This is a genomic window from Exiguobacterium sp. s75 (genome assembly GCF_018617145.1).
GTDB classification, from domain to species: domain Bacteria; phylum Bacillota; class Bacilli; order Exiguobacteriales; family Exiguobacteriaceae; genus Exiguobacterium; species Exiguobacterium profundum.
Genome location: NZ_JACSJQ010000001.1, coordinates 1,321,729 through 1,338,196, shown reverse-complemented (window position 1 = coordinate 1,338,196; position 16,468 = coordinate 1,321,729). Strand labels below are relative to the sequence as shown.

The window sequence follows — 16,468 nt, the reverse complement described above, 5'->3', positions numbered from 1 at the left end:
AAGGAGGAGACCGATATGGCAAAGAACATGCCGGAAATTGGCGATTATAAATACGGCTTCCATGATCGGGACGTTTCGATTTTCCGTTCAGGCCGTGGCTTGACGACAGAAATCGTAGAGACGATCTCGCGCATGAAAGAAGAGCCACAATGGATGCTCGACTTCCGTTTGAAGTCGTTGGATCACTTCAACAAGATGGCGATGCCGACATGGGGCGGAGACCTCTCGGCACTTGATTTCGACGAAATCACGTACTATGTCAAACCATCTGAAAAGACAGAACGCTCATGGGACGAGGTACCAGAAGAAATCAAACGTACGTTTGACAAGCTCGGTATCCCAGAAGCAGAGCAAAAATACTTGGCAGGTGTCTCGGCTCAGTATGAGTCTGAGGTTGTCTACCATAGCATGCAAGAAGACTTCGAAGCGAAAGGTGTCATCTTCAAAGATACAGACACAGCCCTCAAAGAAGACGAAGAGATCTTCAAAGAGTACTTCGGGAAGTTGATTCCGCCGACGGACAACAAGTTTGCGGCCCTCAACTCAGCAGTTTGGTCGGGTGGCTCGTTCATCTACGTACCAAAAGGCGTGAAACTCGAGCAACCGCTCCAAGCCTATTTCCGCATCAACTCGGAAAACATGGGTCAGTTCGAGCGTACGCTCATCATCGTCGACGAAGGCGCATCGGTTCATTACGTCGAAGGATGTACGGCACCGGTCTACACAACGAACTCGCTTCACTCAGCGGTCGTTGAGATCTTCGTCAACAAAGATGCATATTGCCGTTACACGACGATCCAAAACTGGGCGAACAACGTCTACAACTTGGTAACGAAACGTGCAGTCTGTGAAGCGGGTGGATCAATGGAGTGGATCGATGGAAACATCGGATCGAAACTCACAATGAAATACCCAGCTGTCATCTTGAAAGGGGAAGGCGCACGTGGGATGACACTCTCAATCGCCCTCGCTGGTAAAGGACAGCACCAAGACGCTGGCGCTAAAATGATTCACCTCGCACCAAACACGTCGTCGTCTATCGTCTCGAAATCGATTTCGAAACAAGGCGGAAAAGTATCGTATCGTGGAATCGTCCACTTTGGCCGTAAGGCGAAGGGCGCGCGCTCGAACATCGAGTGTGACACGCTCATCATGGACAACGAGTCGACGTCAGATACAATCCCGTACAACGAAATCTTGAACGACCAAGTGTCACTCGAGCACGAAGCGAAAGTCTCAAAAGTGTCAGAAGAGCAACTCTTCTACCTCATGAGCCGTGGAATCTCGGAAGAAGAAGCGACAGAAATGATCGTAATGGGCTTCATCGAGCCATTCACAAAAGAATTACCAATGGAATATGCGGTCGAAATGAACCGTCTCATCAAGTTCGAGATGGAAGGTTCGATTGGATAATCGTGACTTCAAAACCAGCGGAGCTTTGCTTCGCTGGTTTTTTGTATAATGAAATAAGGAGGCGATAACGTGACCCATCGATTTTTATTAGAGGGCCGAGACATATATTCATTTATGAATCCCATGCTTGTTATTTGCCCGAGTTGCGGGAGACAGGCTGATGTGTGGGAGAGGAATGATGAGGTACGCCTAAGCTGTCTTCATTGCGGTCATTTGCAAACAAAGGAGAGCGGTTCGAAATACGTCGGAGAAGCTGTCGATGTTTATTTTGGATTGCCGCTATTTTTACAAACAGGATGTTCTGGTCATGTGTTATGGGCTTACAACCGTGAACACCTCAACTATATTAAGGATTATATTGACGCGAAGATTCGGACGAGCGAGGGAACGAACCGTAGTCTCGAAAGTCGATTACCCGCTTGGATGAAAAGCAAGCAGAACCGTAAAGACGTGTTACGAACGATTGAAAAATTAGAACTTATGATAGGAGGTTCAACAGCTTGAATCGACGAGAAGAACTTCAATACATAGAGAGACAACAATTGACATCGGTGATGAACGAGACAAAATGGAAGCGTCTCAATCGAGCTGTCTCTGAAGAGTTGACTTATGCGCCGCCATATCAAATAAAATACTTAGGGGAGGATACGTTGTTTCCTAACGACTCGTTGTCCGAGTATGAAATATTGTGGGGAGAGTGGGATGAAATCTGGCTGGAGTCCCCTTTACGGTCCATCGAATGGATTCGTTTGCGACCAAACGTACTGCTCTATAAGGGAGTGATTCTTGACCCAGATGTTTGTGATCTGTCCACTGAACTCATTTCGATTTTGGAAAGAGAAAAAATTCCGTTCATCTTGGAAAGTGAGACAATTCAGATTTTCGGTTATGTCCGGAATACCGGAATCTTTGAATCGAAATAAGATATATAACGGAATCACGTATTTTTCATGCAGCTTTTGTCGTTAAAGATGGAAGAGTCGGGTATGCTAAAAAAGAGAATGAATCATAGAAAGGAAGGTTTTACATGACACGTATTCCGCATAAAGATGATATTGACCCGAAAGATATCACTCGCATCGCCGTCATCGGTGCCGGTTGGGTCGGGGTCAGTTTTGCTTACCAATTATCCACGGCTGCGCTTTGCGAGGAGCTCGTCCTGATCGACTCGAATCATGCCAAGGCAGAAGGAGAGGCGATGGACCTCAATCATGGGATCTCATTCGCTCCGACACCGGTCCGGATTTGGGCAGGCGACTACTCGGATTGTAAAGACGCAGATATCGTCGTCATCACGGCAGGAGCCGCACAAAAACTTGGGCAGACACGGATGGACCTCGTCGAGCAAAACGCCAAGGTCGTCCGCACCGTGACCGAAGACTTGATGAAGAGCGGGTTCGACGGCATTTTAGTCGTCGCGACGAACCCGGTCGATGTGATGGCACACGTCGCCTGGAAAGCATCGGGTTTACCAAAAGAACGCGTCATTGGTTCAGGGACGGTCCTCGATACAGCACGACTCCGTTACAAACTTGGAGACTATTTCGAACTATCGCCACGAAACTGCCACGCCTACTATATGGGTGAACATGGGGATACGGGCTTTGTCGCATGGAACAACGCACGCATCTATGGGAAGAGTATCGATGAACTATTGGCGGAGAACGAGAAATATCAGTTCGAAGACTTAGAAGCGATCTATGCGGACGTACGCGACGCTGCTTACCAGATCATCGAGCATAAGAACGCCGCCTATTATGCGATTGGGGTAGGCTTGCTTCGCATCATCCGGGCCATCGTCCGAAATGAAAACTCCGTCGTGACGATTGGCGCTCACCTAGACGGCGAGTACGGGGCGAGTGACGTGCATATTGGCGTACCGGCCTTGATTGACCGAAGCGGCATTCGTAAGATCATCGAGATTGAATTGACGAACGAAGAACAACAGAAGTTTGACGCCTCGGTACAAACTATCAAAGCAGGGATTGAGAAAGTCGAGCCCGCATCCTAAAAAAAGATCCGACTGCTTAGGCAGTCGGATTGTTGGTTAAGACGCCTCTTCTTCGGCGATATCTTTCTTGTAATACTTCTCGGATGTGAAGAACTCGGTTGTCAATCGTTTCACTTCACCACTTAGAAGCAAGACGGCAATCATATTCGGGATGAGGATCATCGCTAGCATCAAGTCTAGGAAGTTCCAAATCATCTGAGCGCCTCCAATCGAACCGATGACAATCGAGACGATATAAACGGCCTTCATGATTTTTCCTGCCGTCAAACCGAATAAGTACTCGGCTTGTCGCGAGCCGTAAAAGATGATGACGATAATGGTCGAGAGGACGAAGAAGATGAGTGAGATGGTGACGAGTAAGCTTCCCGTGTAACCGAAGTATTCATTGAAAGCAATCGTCGTCAACGCTGCTGGGTCATCCATCGCTCCGTCTGCCGTCCAGACACCTGAAGACAAGACGACGAATGCGGTCGTGCTACAAATGATGAGCGTATCGATGACGATCCCGATGACGGCCCAGAACCCTTGGCGCACCGGATGGTCCGTCTGTGCCGCGGCGTGGGCAATCGGTGCCGTTCCAAGACCGGCTTCATTTGAATAGAGTCCACGGGCGAAGCCCCAACGAATCGTCTCAGCAACGGCGGCACCGGCAAACCCACCGAACGCGGCCATCGGCTCGAATGCATACGAGAAGATGAGACTGAGAACGTTTGGAATCTCAGAGAAGTTCATCAAGACGATGACGAGTCCGGCTCCGACATAGACGAGTGCCATGCCAGGGACGACGATCTCGGTGACTTTCGCGATGCGCTTCAGTCCACCAAAGACTATGATGCCCACAAGAATAGCGACGACAATCCCCGTGATGAGCGTGTTCCCATTGAACGTCTCACGGACTGCCGAGCTGACAGCGTTTCCTTGTACCATGATACTCGGAATGAGTTCGATCATGAGGGCGAAGGCGAACCACGTCGCGAGCCACTTCCAACGAAGTCCTTTTGATATGTAGTAGACCGGTCCCCCGACAAATTCGCCGGCATCATTCTTCTCACGATAGTGCACGGCCAGTACGCTCTCTGAGAACTTGATGGCCATGCCGATGATAGCGATGACCCACATCCAGAAGATGGCACCCGGTCCCCCGAACATAATCGCTGCAGGTACACCGATGATGTTCGCGGCCCCGACTGTTGAAGAGAGGGCTGACGTCAACGCTTGTCTCGGACTGATGTCGCCTTCACCTTTCGGCTTTTTGAAAATGCTGCCGAATGTTTGCTTGAATATGTAGATGGGGTAACGAAACTGAAAGAAACCGAGCTTGATAGTGAGGAAGATACCGGACAAGACGAGTAACGAGATGATCGGTACGCCCCAAAGCCAGTCGGAAACGTTCGTGACAAGAGTAATAAATTCATTCATATAACCACTCCAATTCCATTATTTTACTTAAATACTGTTTCCTAAAGTAAGGGCCTCTAAACATCTTTGACAAAATAAAGGAGGAAAATAGAATGAGAGTTGCTAAACGTTTGATTGTATCTGGACGCGTCCAAGGTGTCGGATTTCGATATTTTTCACAGGAGACCGCGCAACGATTCGGCATCAAAGGATGGGTGCGCAATCTAAGTGACGGGACAGTCGAACTTCATGTCGAAGGAACGGCGAATGAGGTAGATGCTTTCCAGCAGGCGTTGAAAGATGGCAATCGCTTTGTCGGTGTCGAACGAATCGAAGAGACGGAAGCGAACGATCAGGAATTTCGCTCGTTCGACATACGCTATTAACCGCTTACATCTCCCTGCATATGAAAGGGAGATTTTTTTGTGAAATCTACATTTCAAAAAATTAAACCTCGAATTTTGGAGATAGGGTGGTCAAACGATAGGAAGTGTGTATAATGAAATAGACCAAGCGATATATTGTCAGAAAATTTAGTTATTATTTTTTTGTTAAGTCGTTCGGAATATCAAGTGTATGGAGGTAGTTGTATGAAAAAATCGACATTGTTCCCGTTAGCGTTTACGATTTTTGCTTTATTCTTTGGGGCCGGGAACTTACTGTTCCCACCAGAGCTCGGCGCCTTGGCGGGGGAAAACCTCGTACCGGCGATGATCGGGTTCGTCATTACGGGTGTCGGTTTACCGCTTCTTGCTTTGTTCGCAGTCGCTCGGGTCGGCGGTGGGACAGACCAAATTGCTCGTTATATTCCAAAGCGTCTCGCGCTTATCTTGACAGGATTGATGTATGTAGCCATCGGACCATTCTTCGGAATTCCGCGTACGGCTGCCGTCACGTATGAAATGGGACTCGTCCCGTTTCTCGATGCTCCCTCTACTTTGACACTCGCGATGAGTTCGACCGTCTTTTTCGGGTTGACGTTCTTCTTGACGCTTCGTGCTCAAAAGTTGATTGAAGTCATCGGGCGCATCATCACACCAATCCTCTTGTTCTTGCTTGTAGCGATTGGAATCACAAACCTCATCTCGCCTCTCGGGGAACCGGGAGCTCCAGCGGAAGGATTTGAGACATGGGTGGGTGCACTCGGCCAAGGTTTCCAACAAGGCTATTTGACAATGGATGTATTCGGGGCCCTCGTCTTTGGGGCAATTGTCCTCGTCACGTTGAAAGCTAATGGATTGAGTGACCAAAAAGAAGCGTCTTCGCTTCTTCGCTCTGCAGGCATGGTGGCCGTTACCTGTTTGATGCTCGTCTATATCTCGCTCGCTTCAATCGGTGCGAATATGACAGTCGCAGAAGGAACGACGAGTGGCGCAAGCCTTCTCCAAGCGTTCGCAGGTACGTCTTACGGACAAGTCGGAATGCTCGCACTCGGATTAGCGGTCTTCCTCGCTTGTTTGACGACAGCAGTTGGCCTCATCTCAGAGTTCTCACGCTTCATCAGCAACCAGTTTGATTCTCTCAAATATCATCATGTCGTCATCGCGACAACGTTGTTTGGATTCATGATCTCACTCGTCGGTTTGAGTTCGTTGATTCAAATCGCCGTGCCGCTTCTCACGCTCCTCTATCCGGTCATGATCGCACTCGTGCTCGTATCGGTGACGGAACGTCTTCAACGAAACCCTGGTGTGGCGATGAAAGCGACAATTTATACGGCGCTCGTTCTCTCGTTCTTTGAAACGTGGAACGGCATCCAGCCTTCTGCGGTTACTTCTTGGATTGGAAACTTACCAATGGCGGATATCGGACTTGCCTGGGCAGTTCCGACGATGATCGTCTATGCGATCACGCTTCTTCTTCCGAAGGGAACGTCACAAGAATCACTCGCTCAATCACGCATCTCATAAGTCTCGCCCATCCTTTGGTCAAGGATGGGTTTTTTCTGTCTTAATTGTTTGCCTGGATGTGAACTCAAACAGTAAAATGGAAAGATGAAAAGGGAGTGACATGCGTTGACGACAAAACAAAAAAATCAATTGGCGATTCTCATGTTGAACATGTTTATCGCCGTCGCCGGGTTTGGGATTATCATCCCGATTATTCCGGATTACTTAAAGATGATTGGCGAGGGAGGGACAGCCGCCGGACTCATGATTTCCGTATTTGCGGGTGCCCAGCTCGTCATGTCACCGATTGCCGGGAAATGGGCAGACGTCTACGGGCGCCGACTCATGATCATTCTCGGTCTGATTGGATTCACCATCTCGATGGGAGTCTTCTATCTATCAGATAATTTGACGATTCTTCTCATCTCTCGTGCCATCGGGGGTGTTGGTGCAGCGCTTTTGATTCCTGCCATCTTCGCTTATGTGGCAGATATCACGACACTCGAGCAACGAGCTCGAGGGAACAGTTATATTTCCGCGGCAATGTCGCTTGGAATTGTGGTCGGACCAGGGATTGGGGGCTTTTTTGCTGAATTCGGCTTGAAGACACCGTTGCTCGTTTCAGCGATTGTATCGTTCGTCGCTGTCATTTCGTCTGTACTCCTTCTTAAGGAGCCGGACCGTGCTCCGTACGTGGCACCAAAAATAAAAGAATCTTTACCGACACAGCTGGTCATGTCGACGCGAAAACCATACTTCTTCGTATTGGTCATCAACCTCGTCATGGCGTTTGGTCTGATGGCGTATGAATCGGTACTCGGACTCTATGTCAGCGAGATGTTCAGTGCGACACCACAGGAAATTGCCATCATGGTAACCGGAACAGGGATTGTGAGTGTTATCGTTCAATTGTTTGCGGTGGACCGTCTCGTCGAATGGTTGGGTGAGACCAAGGTCGTACTTGCTTTCATCGCGCTCGCCTCATTCGGCTTCTTGTTATCTTTGTTCGCTGGTACGTATATGCTCTTCTTCGCAGTGACACTCGTGATTTTCTTATCGACATCTATTTTACGACCGGTGTTGAACACGCTCGTGTCGAAACTTGCAGGAAACGAGCAAGGTCTTGCCATGGGGATGAACAACGCTTATATGAGTATTGGGAATATTTTAGGGCCGACATTGGCGGGAATCGCCTTTGATATTGATATGCGCTATCCGTTCATGATGGGACTCGTCCTATTGCTCGTCACATACATGGGCACATGGAACTGGTCGAAACGGAAAGCGGCCGCCATTTCAGAATCGTAAAGGAGGACGCTATGATCTATGTAGGTGTGACCGGATGGGGTGACCACGATTTGCTGTATACGACCCCAGAAGAACGAAAACATAAATTATCGACATATGCGGGACATTTTCCGACTGTTGAAGTCGACTCGACCTTCTATGCGATTCAACCGGTGAAAAATTTCGAAAAATGGGATGGGGAAACACCGGATCATTTTCAATTCGTTGTGAAAGTTTCCAGGGAAATGAGCGGACATGATCGTGAGCCGAAAACGCCTTTGATTGAACTGTTTGAGCGTTATCGCGTCTCGGTCGATCCGTTAAAACGAGCGGGGAAATTAAGGGCTGTGCTCGTTCAATTGCCGCCGTGGTTCGATGTGTCAAAGCCACACCTGGATTATTTGAGAACGCTTCGTGCCGAGCTGTCAGATTACGAGATTGCCATCGAGTTTCGCAATCCGACCTGGTTCTCAGAAGCGTTCCGGGACCGGACGCTTCAATTTTTGAAGGAGCAGCGGTTCATCAACACGATTTGCGATGAACCGCAAACGAAAGAGAGCAGCATCCCGTTCGTACCGGTCGTGACACATCCTGATGTTGCGGTCGTTCGATTGCATGGACGCAATACGTCAGGATGGCTCAAAAAACCTGGAATGACGAGTCAAGAATGGCGGCATGTTCGCTGTCTGTACCGGTATAGCGAGGAAGAATTGCAAGAATTGGCGACCTCACTTCGTGAGATTGACCGTGAAGCGAAAGATGTGTATGTATACTTTAACAACAACTCGGCCGGGGATGCGGCACCGAATGCGAAGCGACTCATTGAGATCCTTGGCCTCGAGTATGAACTCGCACCGAGACAAATCAGTTTGTTTTAGAAGGAAGGGATGGCCATGACGACACTGACTATTTTTCATTACAACGATCTTCATTCAAAGTTCGACCAATGGCCGAAACTTGTTTCATTTCTAGAAGAACATCGGACGGACGACACGCTGTACTTTGATTTAGGGGATCATGCCGACCGTACCCATCCGGCGACGGAAGTGACACGTGGGAAGTTGAATGTTCGTTTGCTCGAGCGACTTCGTCCGACAGCCGTCACCATCGGGAACAACGAAGGGATTACCTTTCCTCATGATTGGCTGGCCGAACTGTATGACGAAGCGACATTTCCCATCTTACTTGGGAATGTATATGAAGCAGACGGGTCACGACCGAATTGGGTCGATGAGACGCTCGTTCTTGAGAAAGATGGTTTCCAGATCGGCCTGTTTGGTGTGACCGCTCCATATGAAGAGTTATACCCAGAGCTTGGCTGGCAGATTGAATCGCCTTACGATGCGGCGGAGCGAGCGTTGAAACAGTTGGCGCATTGTGATGTCATCATCGCGCTCAGTCACCTTGGGTTCTTTGGAGATGAGCGATTAGCTGAAAGGTTTCCTGAAATCGACGTCATTCTCGGTGCGCATACACATCACGTCTTAGATGAAGGTGTGATGACGAACGGTGTTTTGATTGCACAAGCCGGAAAGTATGGGAAGTACGTCGGAGAAGTCACACTGACGCTTGGCGAGTCAGGAATCGTGTCGAAAGAAGCGCGCCTTCATGAACTGTCTCAGCAATCGGATAGTCCGGACACATTGGCCTTGTTGCATACAGATGGGGCAGATGCCGAACGCCTTCTGGATGTCACGATTGCGGAGACGGATGGATACGCCTCTGATTGGTTCGGTCCTTCTCCACTGGGCGACCTGCTCGTCGAAGGCATGGTCGAATGGTGTGCGGCGGATGTGGGGATCATCCCATCTGGCGTTGTGCTAGAAGGACTGGCGCCGGGTGGGGTGACACTCAACATGTTGCATCGGATCTGTCCGCATCCAATCAATCCTTGTGTGCTGACATTGGACGGGGAGACGTTGGCGCGTTTCCTTCACGATGCCAATGAAGAAACGTTCACGAGTATGCATGTCAGAGGTCTCGGCTTCAGAGGTACCGTTCTCGGAGAACCGAGTCTCTATCAAATCGAACAGCGGGACGGTCAGACATATGTAATGGGGGAACGATTGGATTTAAATCGGACATATCGCGTCGCGACGGTCGATATGTTGACGTTCGGTCCGCTCCTTCCTTATTTGGCAGACCAACCGAAGCGATATTTCATGCCCGAACTTCTGCGGGATGTATTACGAGAAACAATCGTCGCCCGTCATGAAGTGATTCGAAAAGGATAGAGCGCATCGACGGGGGCATGCTATGATAACAGAGTGGAGGTGGGAGCGATGATTCGAGTGAATCGCCACGGATATACCGTCTTGGAAGAAAAACGGGACGGGTTCGATGAAGAGGCGTTTATCGCACGATATAGTGACGTGCTAGATAAGTACGATTACATCGTCGGTGATTGGGGGCATGGTCAGTTGCGATTGAAGGGATTCTATGAACCGCAATCTAAATTGGCGACCTATGAGAACCGAATTGATCACGTGATGGACTACGTATACGAATATTGCAACTTTGGATGTCCTTATTTCGTTTTGAAAAAAGAAACGGAAATCAACGAAGAAGAGAGTGGACCCGTCTTTGGGGGAACGAAGCAAAAACTGAAGTTGAAGCGTAAGTTTAACAAGACCGATGAATCAAAAGTGTGAAGTGCTGAGCCGTCAGCACTTTTTTTATTACATTTGATTTCCAAATATTTCGTTTAGGTAAAAAGTCGTGACTTCCGGTTTTGAGGTTGGAAAAATGTGATAAATTGTCATTAAGGATAGTTTCGTCGTTTTTTGGTTTTGATAGTGAGGTGATTTGGATGCAACATGTACAAACGACCGTCGGGGATCGGGATGACGTCCATAATCGAATTCATAACTTCGGACTCGGGATATTGGCCATGTTCTTTTTTGGTTTCCATATCATGATGACCTTTTATTTTACGGCGGCAGTCATTCTATTTGAACTCGTTCATGTGTTGATCATCCGTCGCTTTGAATATGGCCATTCGTTCTTGCGAGGCCGTGTCTTCAAAGTCACATCTCACCTTGTGTTATCACTCGGGGTGCTGTTGTTGATCTTGTCCATGTCTCAGTTCTTTTTAGGCAATGTGATGATTCGCTAAGCGGAAAGGAAAAATTCCTTTCCCTTTTTTTATGTTTTTTGAAACGTATGGTCACCTTTTCACGTACACTAATAGAAAGACTACGAAAAAGGATGGATTACTATGAGATCTGAATGGAAACAACATGCACGACACGCCTTGAAAGGAAAATGGTGGTTGATGGCCGGATTGGCACTCTTGTTCGTCATCATCAACGGGATTCCCCAGTCGCTCGCGCCTGAGATTGATCCGAATTCGACAGCGCCCCTTACATCGACAGACGCCACGTTAAGTCTTGTGTCGACCGTTCTTCAAATCTTGATTGCACCACTCACCATCGGTTGGTCATGGCTCGCACTCGGCGTATCACGTGAAAAGGGTGCCTCGCTCTCGACAATGTTCAAACCGTTCCAAACACGTTACTTCAAACATGTCATCACGTCTTTTGTCATGAGCCTCTTTATCGTGTTGTGGACCTTGTTGTTGATTGTACCGGGAATCATCAAAGCCTTCTCGTACTCACTCACACCGTACATTTTGCGCGACCAGCCTGAACTTTCGGCACTCGAGTCGATCACAGAATCACGTCGTCTCATGGATGGGCACAAGATGGAAGCCTTCATGCTCGTCTTGTCCTTCTTTGGTTGGTTCCTCGTCGGGATCTTGACGCTCGGGATCGGATTCTTCTTCATCGGACCTTACTTCTCGACGACGTACGCGACGTTCTACGATTCGATTCGAGACAAGCAAGTTGATTCGAATGAGCCAGTGCACGGAACAGAACAGGGATTTTAAGAAAACAAACGCCTCGCTCAAATGATTGAGCAAGGCGTTTTTGATTAGGCGTTGACTTCAGTTTTTTGTAAGTATGGTTTCAACGACAAGTGGTGTTCGGCCACGACTTTACGAATCGTACGTGTCTTCGAGCGCATGACGAGTGATGTCGTCTCGACGATATCATCTGTTAAGAATTTGACGCCATCGAGCAACTCACCTGACGTGACACCTGTTGCGGCGAAGATACAGTCATCACTCTTGACGAGGTCGTCGAGCGTGAGGAGTTGGAGCGGATCAACAATACCCATCGAGATGACGCGTGCAGATTCTTCTTCATTCATCGGGTGAAGACGGGCCTGCATGTCTCCGCCAAGCGCTTTGACAGCTGCAGCCGTGATGACGCCTTCAGGAGCACCGCCTGTACTGATGAAAATATCAATCGGATTTGTTTTGACGGCAGCTGCGATTCCGGCCGAGACATCGCCATCCTCAAACAATTTGACGCGTGCGCCGACGTTCATGACGGCTTGGCGAAGGTGTTCGTGGCGATCGCGGTCTTGCATGATCACCGTCACTTCTTCAATGCGTTTATTGTTATATTTTGCTGCTTTTTCGATGATCGACTCGAGTGGTTCATCGAGCGAGACTTTTCCTTTTAAGTTCGGCCCAACGACGAGCTTATCCATGTACATATCTGGTGCGTGGAGGAGGGCACCTTCATCCGCCACAGCGATGACGACCATCGCATCTCCGAGTCCTTTTGCGACAATGGATGTACCTTCGAGCGGATCAACGGCGATGTCGACTTTCGGACCGAACGTCGTACCGAGTTTTTCCCCAATGTAGAGCATCGGTGCCTCATCGAGCTCACCTTCTCCGATGACGACCGTCGCATCCATGTTCACTGTTCCGAGAACTTCGCGCATCGCTGACGTAGCTGCGTCATCGGCTTCATTCTTTTGCCCACGTCCGATCCATTTCGAAGATGCGAGTGCTGCGGCTTCCGTTGCTCGTACGATTTCTAATGCTAATTCACGTTCCATAGTGTTGTACCCTCCACGTTATCTCTATTAAATGTGTTATACTTTTTACGGCTTAAATCCGTTGATTAGTGTATCACAATTTTATAAATGATGTAAATAGGACAGATTCTTTTCTCCTGACCGAAAAAGCATTAGTATTAACAGCAGGGGGGATCATCATGTATTTTGTGAATAGAGAGAAGATTAATCAGACACTGGAACAAATGGAAACGATGTTAGCGCGCACTGATCAATTGACGGGGGATGCGTTCACAGTAGAACTTGCGAAACAACGAATGGCTGTCCTCCTGATAGAAGGGGTCATCGACGTAGGGAACTCGATGATTGACGGATTCATCATGCGAGACCCGGGTAGCTATGAGGATATTGTCGACATTCTGCTCGATGAACGCGTGCTCGATGAGAAGACAGGTAATGCCACCAAGGCGCTCGTCGGATTGCGTGCATACTATGTCCGTGAGTTCGTCGATGCAGACGCATCACGCTTCGATGAATGGGTGAAGACGTCAAAACAAGACTTCATAGCGTTCTCCACGCAAGTTCGTCGCTACTTAGAGGTCGAACTTGGACCGGTGTCCGCATTCTTGCCAGAAAGCGAGTGATTGGATGGAACCGATAAAAGGATATTTGTTTGATTTAGATGGTACGATGTATGCAGGAATAGAGCCCGTTCAAGCTGCTGTCGATTTTGTAAACGAGTTAGAAGCTACGGGCGTCCCATACTTATTCGTCACGAATAACGCCTCGATGACACAACAGCAGATTGCGGATAAGTTGATTTCAATGGGGGCAAATGTGAAGGCAGAGAACGTCTTGACGAGTGCGATGGCGACGGCTTTTTATATTGAGAAGATGTCTCCGGGGGCAAGCGTTTATATGATTGGCGAAGACGGACTCCGCCTCGCCCTAGAATCTCGTGGGTTCCACGTCACGGACGAACCGAAAGCAGACTATGTGGTCATCGGTCTAGACCGTCACATCACATATGAGAAGTTAGCGCGAGGGGCAATCGCCATTCGTTCAGGAGCCCGATTCATTTCGACGAATGGGGATATCGCCATTCCGACAGAACGTGGGTTCTTACCGGGGAATGGATCGCTCACATCCGTGTTGACGGTGACGACCGAGAAAGAACCGTTCTTCATTGGGAAGCCGGAACCGGTCATGATTGACATCGCACTCGACATGATTGGATTGACGAAAGAAGATGTCGTGATGGTAGGGGATAACTATCATACGGATATTCTGTTCGGAATCGACGGGGGAATCCGTACACTTCACGTCAACTCAGGTGTACACGGTCCAGCCTTTGTTCAGGAGCAAGAAAAACTCCCGACTTATATGGTCGAGAGTTTAGATGAATGGAAGCATGAAAAAAAGGGATGACGAATGTCTCCCTTTTTGTTTAGAATACTTGTTCTACTTCGACGATGCCTGGTACTTCTTCGATGAGCGCGCGCTCAATACCGGCTTTTAGCGTGATTGTTGAAGACGGGCAGCTGCCGCAAGCACCCATCAAACGGAGCTTGACGATGCCTTCTTCGACATCAACGAGTTCGACGTCTCCGCCGTCACGAAGCAAGAACGGACGCAATTTATCGAGCACTTCTTGGACTTGATCAAACATTTCCATGGTATCTACCCCTTTCTCGTTCTACTTTATTCTAGCAAGTTTGAGAGTGTTTCTCAATCATTTACGCTGAGCGTTTCGTCATCGGGAGTGGGTAAGATTTTTGTATAATGGTTTCGAGGGGGAATGAAGATGAAAATTACAGTGTATGGGGCAGAAGTTCAATGTGCCAGCTGCGTCGGTGCACCGAGTTCGACTGAGACGTATGAATGGTTGCAAAATGCGCTGGGACGCAAGTATCCGGAACAGTCCTTTTCTTTCGAGTATATCGATTTCGAACAGAGTGAGGACGAGTTTGCGCAGGCACTTAAAGACGATGAATGGTTTTATCCGCTCGTCTTGCTCGATGGGGAAGTGATTGACGAAGGGGTCGTTCAGTTACGAAAAGTATATGCGGCGATTGAAGCAAAACAAGGATCCGTTAATCATATAGAATAGTGAGCAGGTGGACGAACCATGCGGTTGCAAGGTTCGTTTTTTTGTTTACCTATAATTCAGAAAAAGATTTTACAACTTTTGTCTACCGGGCTAAGCTGAACATAACTTGTATAACATTTATAATACTTTGAAAATTAAAATGAATCCATTACTGAAGGAGGACTGTTCAATGTTTGCCCGAAAACGAAATATGCCGATCCATTTAGACACCTCGTCCCAAATGGAGCACTTGCTGATTGATTTACCAAGTGGGTTGGAACGACAACGTCAGTTGATTCGTCTCGAACGGGAAGATCTTGCCTATTTGCGTGCTTATCAACAGGAATTACGTCAACTGACACCTCAGTTAGTTGATGTGTTTTATGAAGAGCTCGAAAAGATTGACGAGATGAAAGATTTGATTCGGCAACATTCGTCTTCGGACAAATTAAAATTGACTCTCTCCAATCATATTATGGAAATGTTTGAAGGAAAGTTGAATGAAGCATATATTGATCGACGTCTCGCCATCGCCAAACGTCATTATCTGATCGATCTAAAAGGGAAGTGGTATATGGCAGCCTTCCAAAAAATATTCGAGACGCTCGTCTTATCGATTCAACATGAGCAGCTCGATGCGGACTCGAAAATGAGGTTGATGATGGCCGTCTCGAAAATCTTTAACTTCGAGCAACAAATCGTGCTCGAGATGTTTGACGATGAAGCAGACGTCGTTCGTGACCAGATGCAACACGTGAAAGATGAAATCAGTCAAACGATTCAGCAGGCGAGTGAAGATTTGGCCGCCCTCTCACAAGAAGTCATGGCTAGTTTTCAGTCGATGAATGAGCGGGCAGATGATATGAAGCATTCAAGTTCACTCACGCAGACAAAGCTACGGACGGTACTTCACTCTTCAGTGAGTGGGAAAGACACGATTTTGTCGGAGGCGGGACGCCTTGATGAAATCGCGCGTGACCTCTCCGATTCAGCTCAGGAAATCAAGGCGCTCGAAAGATTGATGAACGAGATCATGACGATTGCGGATTCGGTCAAACAAATTGCCAACCAGACGAACCTACTTAGCTTGAATGCCGCGATTGAAGCAGCACGGGCAGGCGAGCAAGGGAAAGGATTCCAAGTCGTCGCTTCCGAGGTACGGACGCTCGCGAGTCAATCGAAACAAGCGGCAGAAGAGGTGGAGGATTTGGTGAAGCGTCTCACGAACCAGATGGAAGAGACTTCGAGCCGCGTCTTATCGACCGAGCAAGAGATGAAGCAGACGATGGGACGGATCAATGAAGTGACGGATGCCTTCCTCCAAATTTCGGGTGATTCGGAGCATGCTGACGGGCAGATGGGGAGTCTTGCCGGTGATATCGATGAGATTGTGGAATCAATAGCCGAACTCAAGCGTGCCACGACCCAGATTGCGACGTCTTCGACACAGCTGATGGATACCGCGCAACGATTATAAGTAGGCAAACTATAAAAAAAACGAACCAGGTC

The 16,468-nt window shown here is 48.4% G+C and carries 19 protein-coding genes; 16 read left to right on the top strand and 3 right to left on the bottom strand.

Annotated elements, in window-relative coordinates; genetic code table 11:
* The first annotated feature begins 15 nt into the window (after positions 1-15).
* The 4 genes from sufB (at position 16) to KNO68_RS06880 (ending at position 3,424) form a co-directional block, all read left to right on the top strand.
* Positions 16-1,413 (top strand): Fe-S cluster assembly protein SufB, encoded by a 1,398-nt coding sequence (gene sufB, locus KNO68_RS06895; RefSeq protein WP_047795116.1) that lies wholly within the window; start codon positions 16-18, stop codon positions 1,411-1,413.
* 69 nt (positions 1,414-1,482) lie between these two features.
* Positions 1,483-1,917, top strand: coding sequence for a hypothetical protein (locus KNO68_RS06890; RefSeq protein WP_215187611.1), 435 nt, complete (start codon positions 1,483-1,485; stop codon positions 1,915-1,917).
* Positions 1,914-2,336, top strand: coding sequence for a DUF6678 family protein (locus KNO68_RS06885; RefSeq protein ID WP_251024864.1), 423 nt, complete (start codon positions 1,914-1,916; stop codon positions 2,334-2,336). Before KNO68_RS06890 ends, KNO68_RS06885 begins: the two co-directional genes overlap by 4 nt.
* A gap of 104 nt (positions 2,337-2,440) precedes the next feature.
* Positions 2,441-3,424, top strand: a complete 984-nt coding sequence (locus KNO68_RS06880) for an L-lactate dehydrogenase (RefSeq protein WP_214683903.1) — start codon at positions 2,441-2,443, stop codon at positions 3,422-3,424.
* Positions 3,425-3,460: 36 nt separating this feature from the next.
* Here the strand turns inward: KNO68_RS06880 and KNO68_RS06875 are convergent, their stop codons facing one another.
* On the bottom strand, positions 3,461-4,843 hold the full coding sequence (locus KNO68_RS06875; RefSeq protein WP_159562598.1) for an alanine/glycine:cation symporter family protein: 1,383 nt from the start codon (positions 4,841-4,843) through the stop codon (positions 3,461-3,463).
* A gap of 92 nt (positions 4,844-4,935) precedes the next feature.
* Here KNO68_RS06875 and KNO68_RS06870 point away from each other — a divergent pair, with 92 nt between their 5' ends.
* The 8 genes from KNO68_RS06870 (at position 4,936) to KNO68_RS06835 (ending at position 11,887) form a co-directional block, all read left to right on the top strand.
* Positions 4,936-5,208 (top strand): acylphosphatase, encoded by a 273-nt coding sequence (locus KNO68_RS06870; RefSeq protein ID WP_214683906.1) that lies wholly within the window; start codon positions 4,936-4,938, stop codon positions 5,206-5,208.
* Positions 5,209-5,412: 204 nt separating this feature from the next.
* Positions 5,413-6,732 (top strand): branched-chain amino acid transport system II carrier protein, encoded by a 1,320-nt coding sequence (brnQ, locus tag KNO68_RS06865; RefSeq protein ID WP_214683908.1) that lies wholly within the window; start codon positions 5,413-5,415, stop codon positions 6,730-6,732.
* A 105-nt stretch (positions 6,733-6,837) separates the two neighbouring features.
* The gene (locus tag KNO68_RS06860; RefSeq protein ID WP_078147265.1) at positions 6,838-8,019 is read left to right on the top strand and encodes an MFS transporter; all 1,182 of its coding nucleotides are present in this window, start codon (positions 6,838-6,840) and stop codon (positions 8,017-8,019) included.
* 11 nt (positions 8,020-8,030) lie between these two features.
* Complete coding sequence (locus KNO68_RS06855) at positions 8,031-8,876, top strand: DUF72 domain-containing protein (protein WP_047795123.1); 846 nt, start codon at positions 8,031-8,033, stop codon at positions 8,874-8,876.
* Positions 8,877-8,891: 15 nt separating this feature from the next.
* Complete coding sequence (locus KNO68_RS06850; RefSeq protein ID WP_251024863.1) at positions 8,892-10,232, top strand: bifunctional metallophosphatase/5'-nucleotidase; 1,341 nt, start codon at positions 8,892-8,894, stop codon at positions 10,230-10,232.
* A 48-nt stretch (positions 10,233-10,280) separates the two neighbouring features.
* Positions 10,281-10,649 (top strand): YutD family protein, encoded by a 369-nt coding sequence (locus KNO68_RS06845; protein WP_078147263.1) that lies wholly within the window; start codon positions 10,281-10,283, stop codon positions 10,647-10,649.
* A 158-nt stretch (positions 10,650-10,807) separates the two neighbouring features.
* Entirely contained in the window at positions 10,808-11,113 is a 306-nt protein-coding gene (locus KNO68_RS06840) for a hypothetical protein (RefSeq protein WP_078147262.1), read from the top strand.
* A 102-nt stretch (positions 11,114-11,215) separates the two neighbouring features.
* Positions 11,216-11,887, top strand: a complete 672-nt coding sequence (locus tag KNO68_RS06835; RefSeq protein ID WP_214683912.1) for a DUF975 family protein — start codon at positions 11,216-11,218, stop codon at positions 11,885-11,887.
* Positions 11,888-11,931: 44 nt separating this feature from the next.
* On the opposite strand, the gene glpX is transcribed toward KNO68_RS06835, so the two are convergent.
* Complete coding sequence (gene glpX, locus KNO68_RS06830) at positions 11,932-12,912, bottom strand: class II fructose-bisphosphatase (protein ID WP_078147260.1); 981 nt, start codon at positions 12,910-12,912, stop codon at positions 11,932-11,934.
* Positions 12,913-13,070: 158 nt separating this feature from the next.
* Between glpX and KNO68_RS06825 the strand changes: the two genes are divergently transcribed.
* Positions 13,071-13,514 carry a DUF86 domain-containing protein gene (locus tag KNO68_RS06825; RefSeq protein ID WP_214683913.1) on the top strand — a complete coding sequence of 148 codons (444 nt, stop codon included), beginning with the start codon at positions 13,071-13,073 and terminating at the stop codon, positions 13,512-13,514.
* Between the two features lie 4 nt (positions 13,515-13,518).
* Entirely contained in the window at positions 13,519-14,298 is a 780-nt protein-coding gene (locus KNO68_RS06820) for a TIGR01457 family HAD-type hydrolase (protein WP_215112240.1), read from the top strand.
* Between the two features lie 19 nt (positions 14,299-14,317).
* Here KNO68_RS06820 and KNO68_RS06815 read toward each other — a convergent pair whose 3' ends face one another.
* Positions 14,318-14,545, bottom strand: a complete 228-nt coding sequence (locus tag KNO68_RS06815; protein ID WP_012726833.1) for a NifU family protein — start codon at positions 14,543-14,545, stop codon at positions 14,318-14,320.
* A gap of 129 nt (positions 14,546-14,674) precedes the next feature.
* Here KNO68_RS06815 and KNO68_RS06810 point away from each other — a divergent pair, with 129 nt between their 5' ends.
* Entirely contained in the window at positions 14,675-14,980 is a 306-nt protein-coding gene (locus tag KNO68_RS06810; RefSeq protein ID WP_078147257.1) for a YuzD family protein, read from the top strand.
* 169 nt (positions 14,981-15,149) lie between these two features.
* Positions 15,150-16,436, top strand: a complete 1,287-nt coding sequence (locus KNO68_RS06805; RefSeq protein ID WP_215112239.1) for a globin-coupled sensor protein — start codon at positions 15,150-15,152, stop codon at positions 16,434-16,436.
* Positions 16,437-16,468: the final 32 nt, after the last annotated feature.

Bases quoted from the DNA above. Each gene is read 5' to 3' on its own strand.
- KNO68_RS06815 (WP_012726833.1), bottom strand. From the start codon at position 14,545: ATGGAAATGTTTGATCAAGTCCAAGAAGTGCTCGATAAATTGCGTCCG.
- KNO68_RS06850 (WP_251024863.1), top strand. From the start codon at position 8,892: ATGACGACACTGACTATTTTTCATTACAACGATCTTCATTCAAAGTTC.
- KNO68_RS06880 (WP_214683903.1), top strand. From the start codon at position 2,441: ATGACACGTATTCCGCATAAAGATGATATTGACCCGAAAGATATCACT.
- KNO68_RS06870 (WP_214683906.1), top strand. From the start codon at position 4,936: ATGAGAGTTGCTAAACGTTTGATTGTATCTGGACGCGTCCAAGGTGTC.
- KNO68_RS06875 (WP_159562598.1), bottom strand. From the start codon at position 4,843: ATGAATGAATTTATTACTCTTGTCACGAACGTTTCCGACTGGCTTTGG.
- KNO68_RS06810 (WP_078147257.1), top strand. From the start codon at position 14,675: ATGAAAATTACAGTGTATGGGGCAGAAGTTCAATGTGCCAGCTGCGTC.
- KNO68_RS06855 (WP_047795123.1), top strand. From the start codon at position 8,031: ATGATCTATGTAGGTGTGACCGGATGGGGTGACCACGATTTGCTGTAT.
- KNO68_RS06845 (WP_078147263.1), top strand. From the start codon at position 10,281: ATGATTCGAGTGAATCGCCACGGATATACCGTCTTGGAAGAAAAACGG.
- KNO68_RS06840 (WP_078147262.1), top strand. From the start codon at position 10,808: ATGCAACATGTACAAACGACCGTCGGGGATCGGGATGACGTCCATAAT.
- brnQ (WP_214683908.1), top strand. From the start codon at position 5,413: ATGAAAAAATCGACATTGTTCCCGTTAGCGTTTACGATTTTTGCTTTA.
- sufB (WP_047795116.1), top strand. From the start codon at position 16: ATGGCAAAGAACATGCCGGAAATTGGCGATTATAAATACGGCTTCCAT.
- glpX (WP_078147260.1), bottom strand. From the start codon at position 12,912: ATGGAACGTGAATTAGCATTAGAAATCGTACGAGCAACGGAAGCCGCA.
- KNO68_RS06835 (WP_214683912.1), top strand. From the start codon at position 11,216: ATGAGATCTGAATGGAAACAACATGCACGACACGCCTTGAAAGGAAAA.
- KNO68_RS06805 (WP_215112239.1), top strand. From the start codon at position 15,150: ATGTTTGCCCGAAAACGAAATATGCCGATCCATTTAGACACCTCGTCC.
- KNO68_RS06825 (WP_214683913.1), top strand. From the start codon at position 13,071: ATGTATTTTGTGAATAGAGAGAAGATTAATCAGACACTGGAACAAATG.
- KNO68_RS06820 (WP_215112240.1), top strand. From the start codon at position 13,519: ATGGAACCGATAAAAGGATATTTGTTTGATTTAGATGGTACGATGTAT.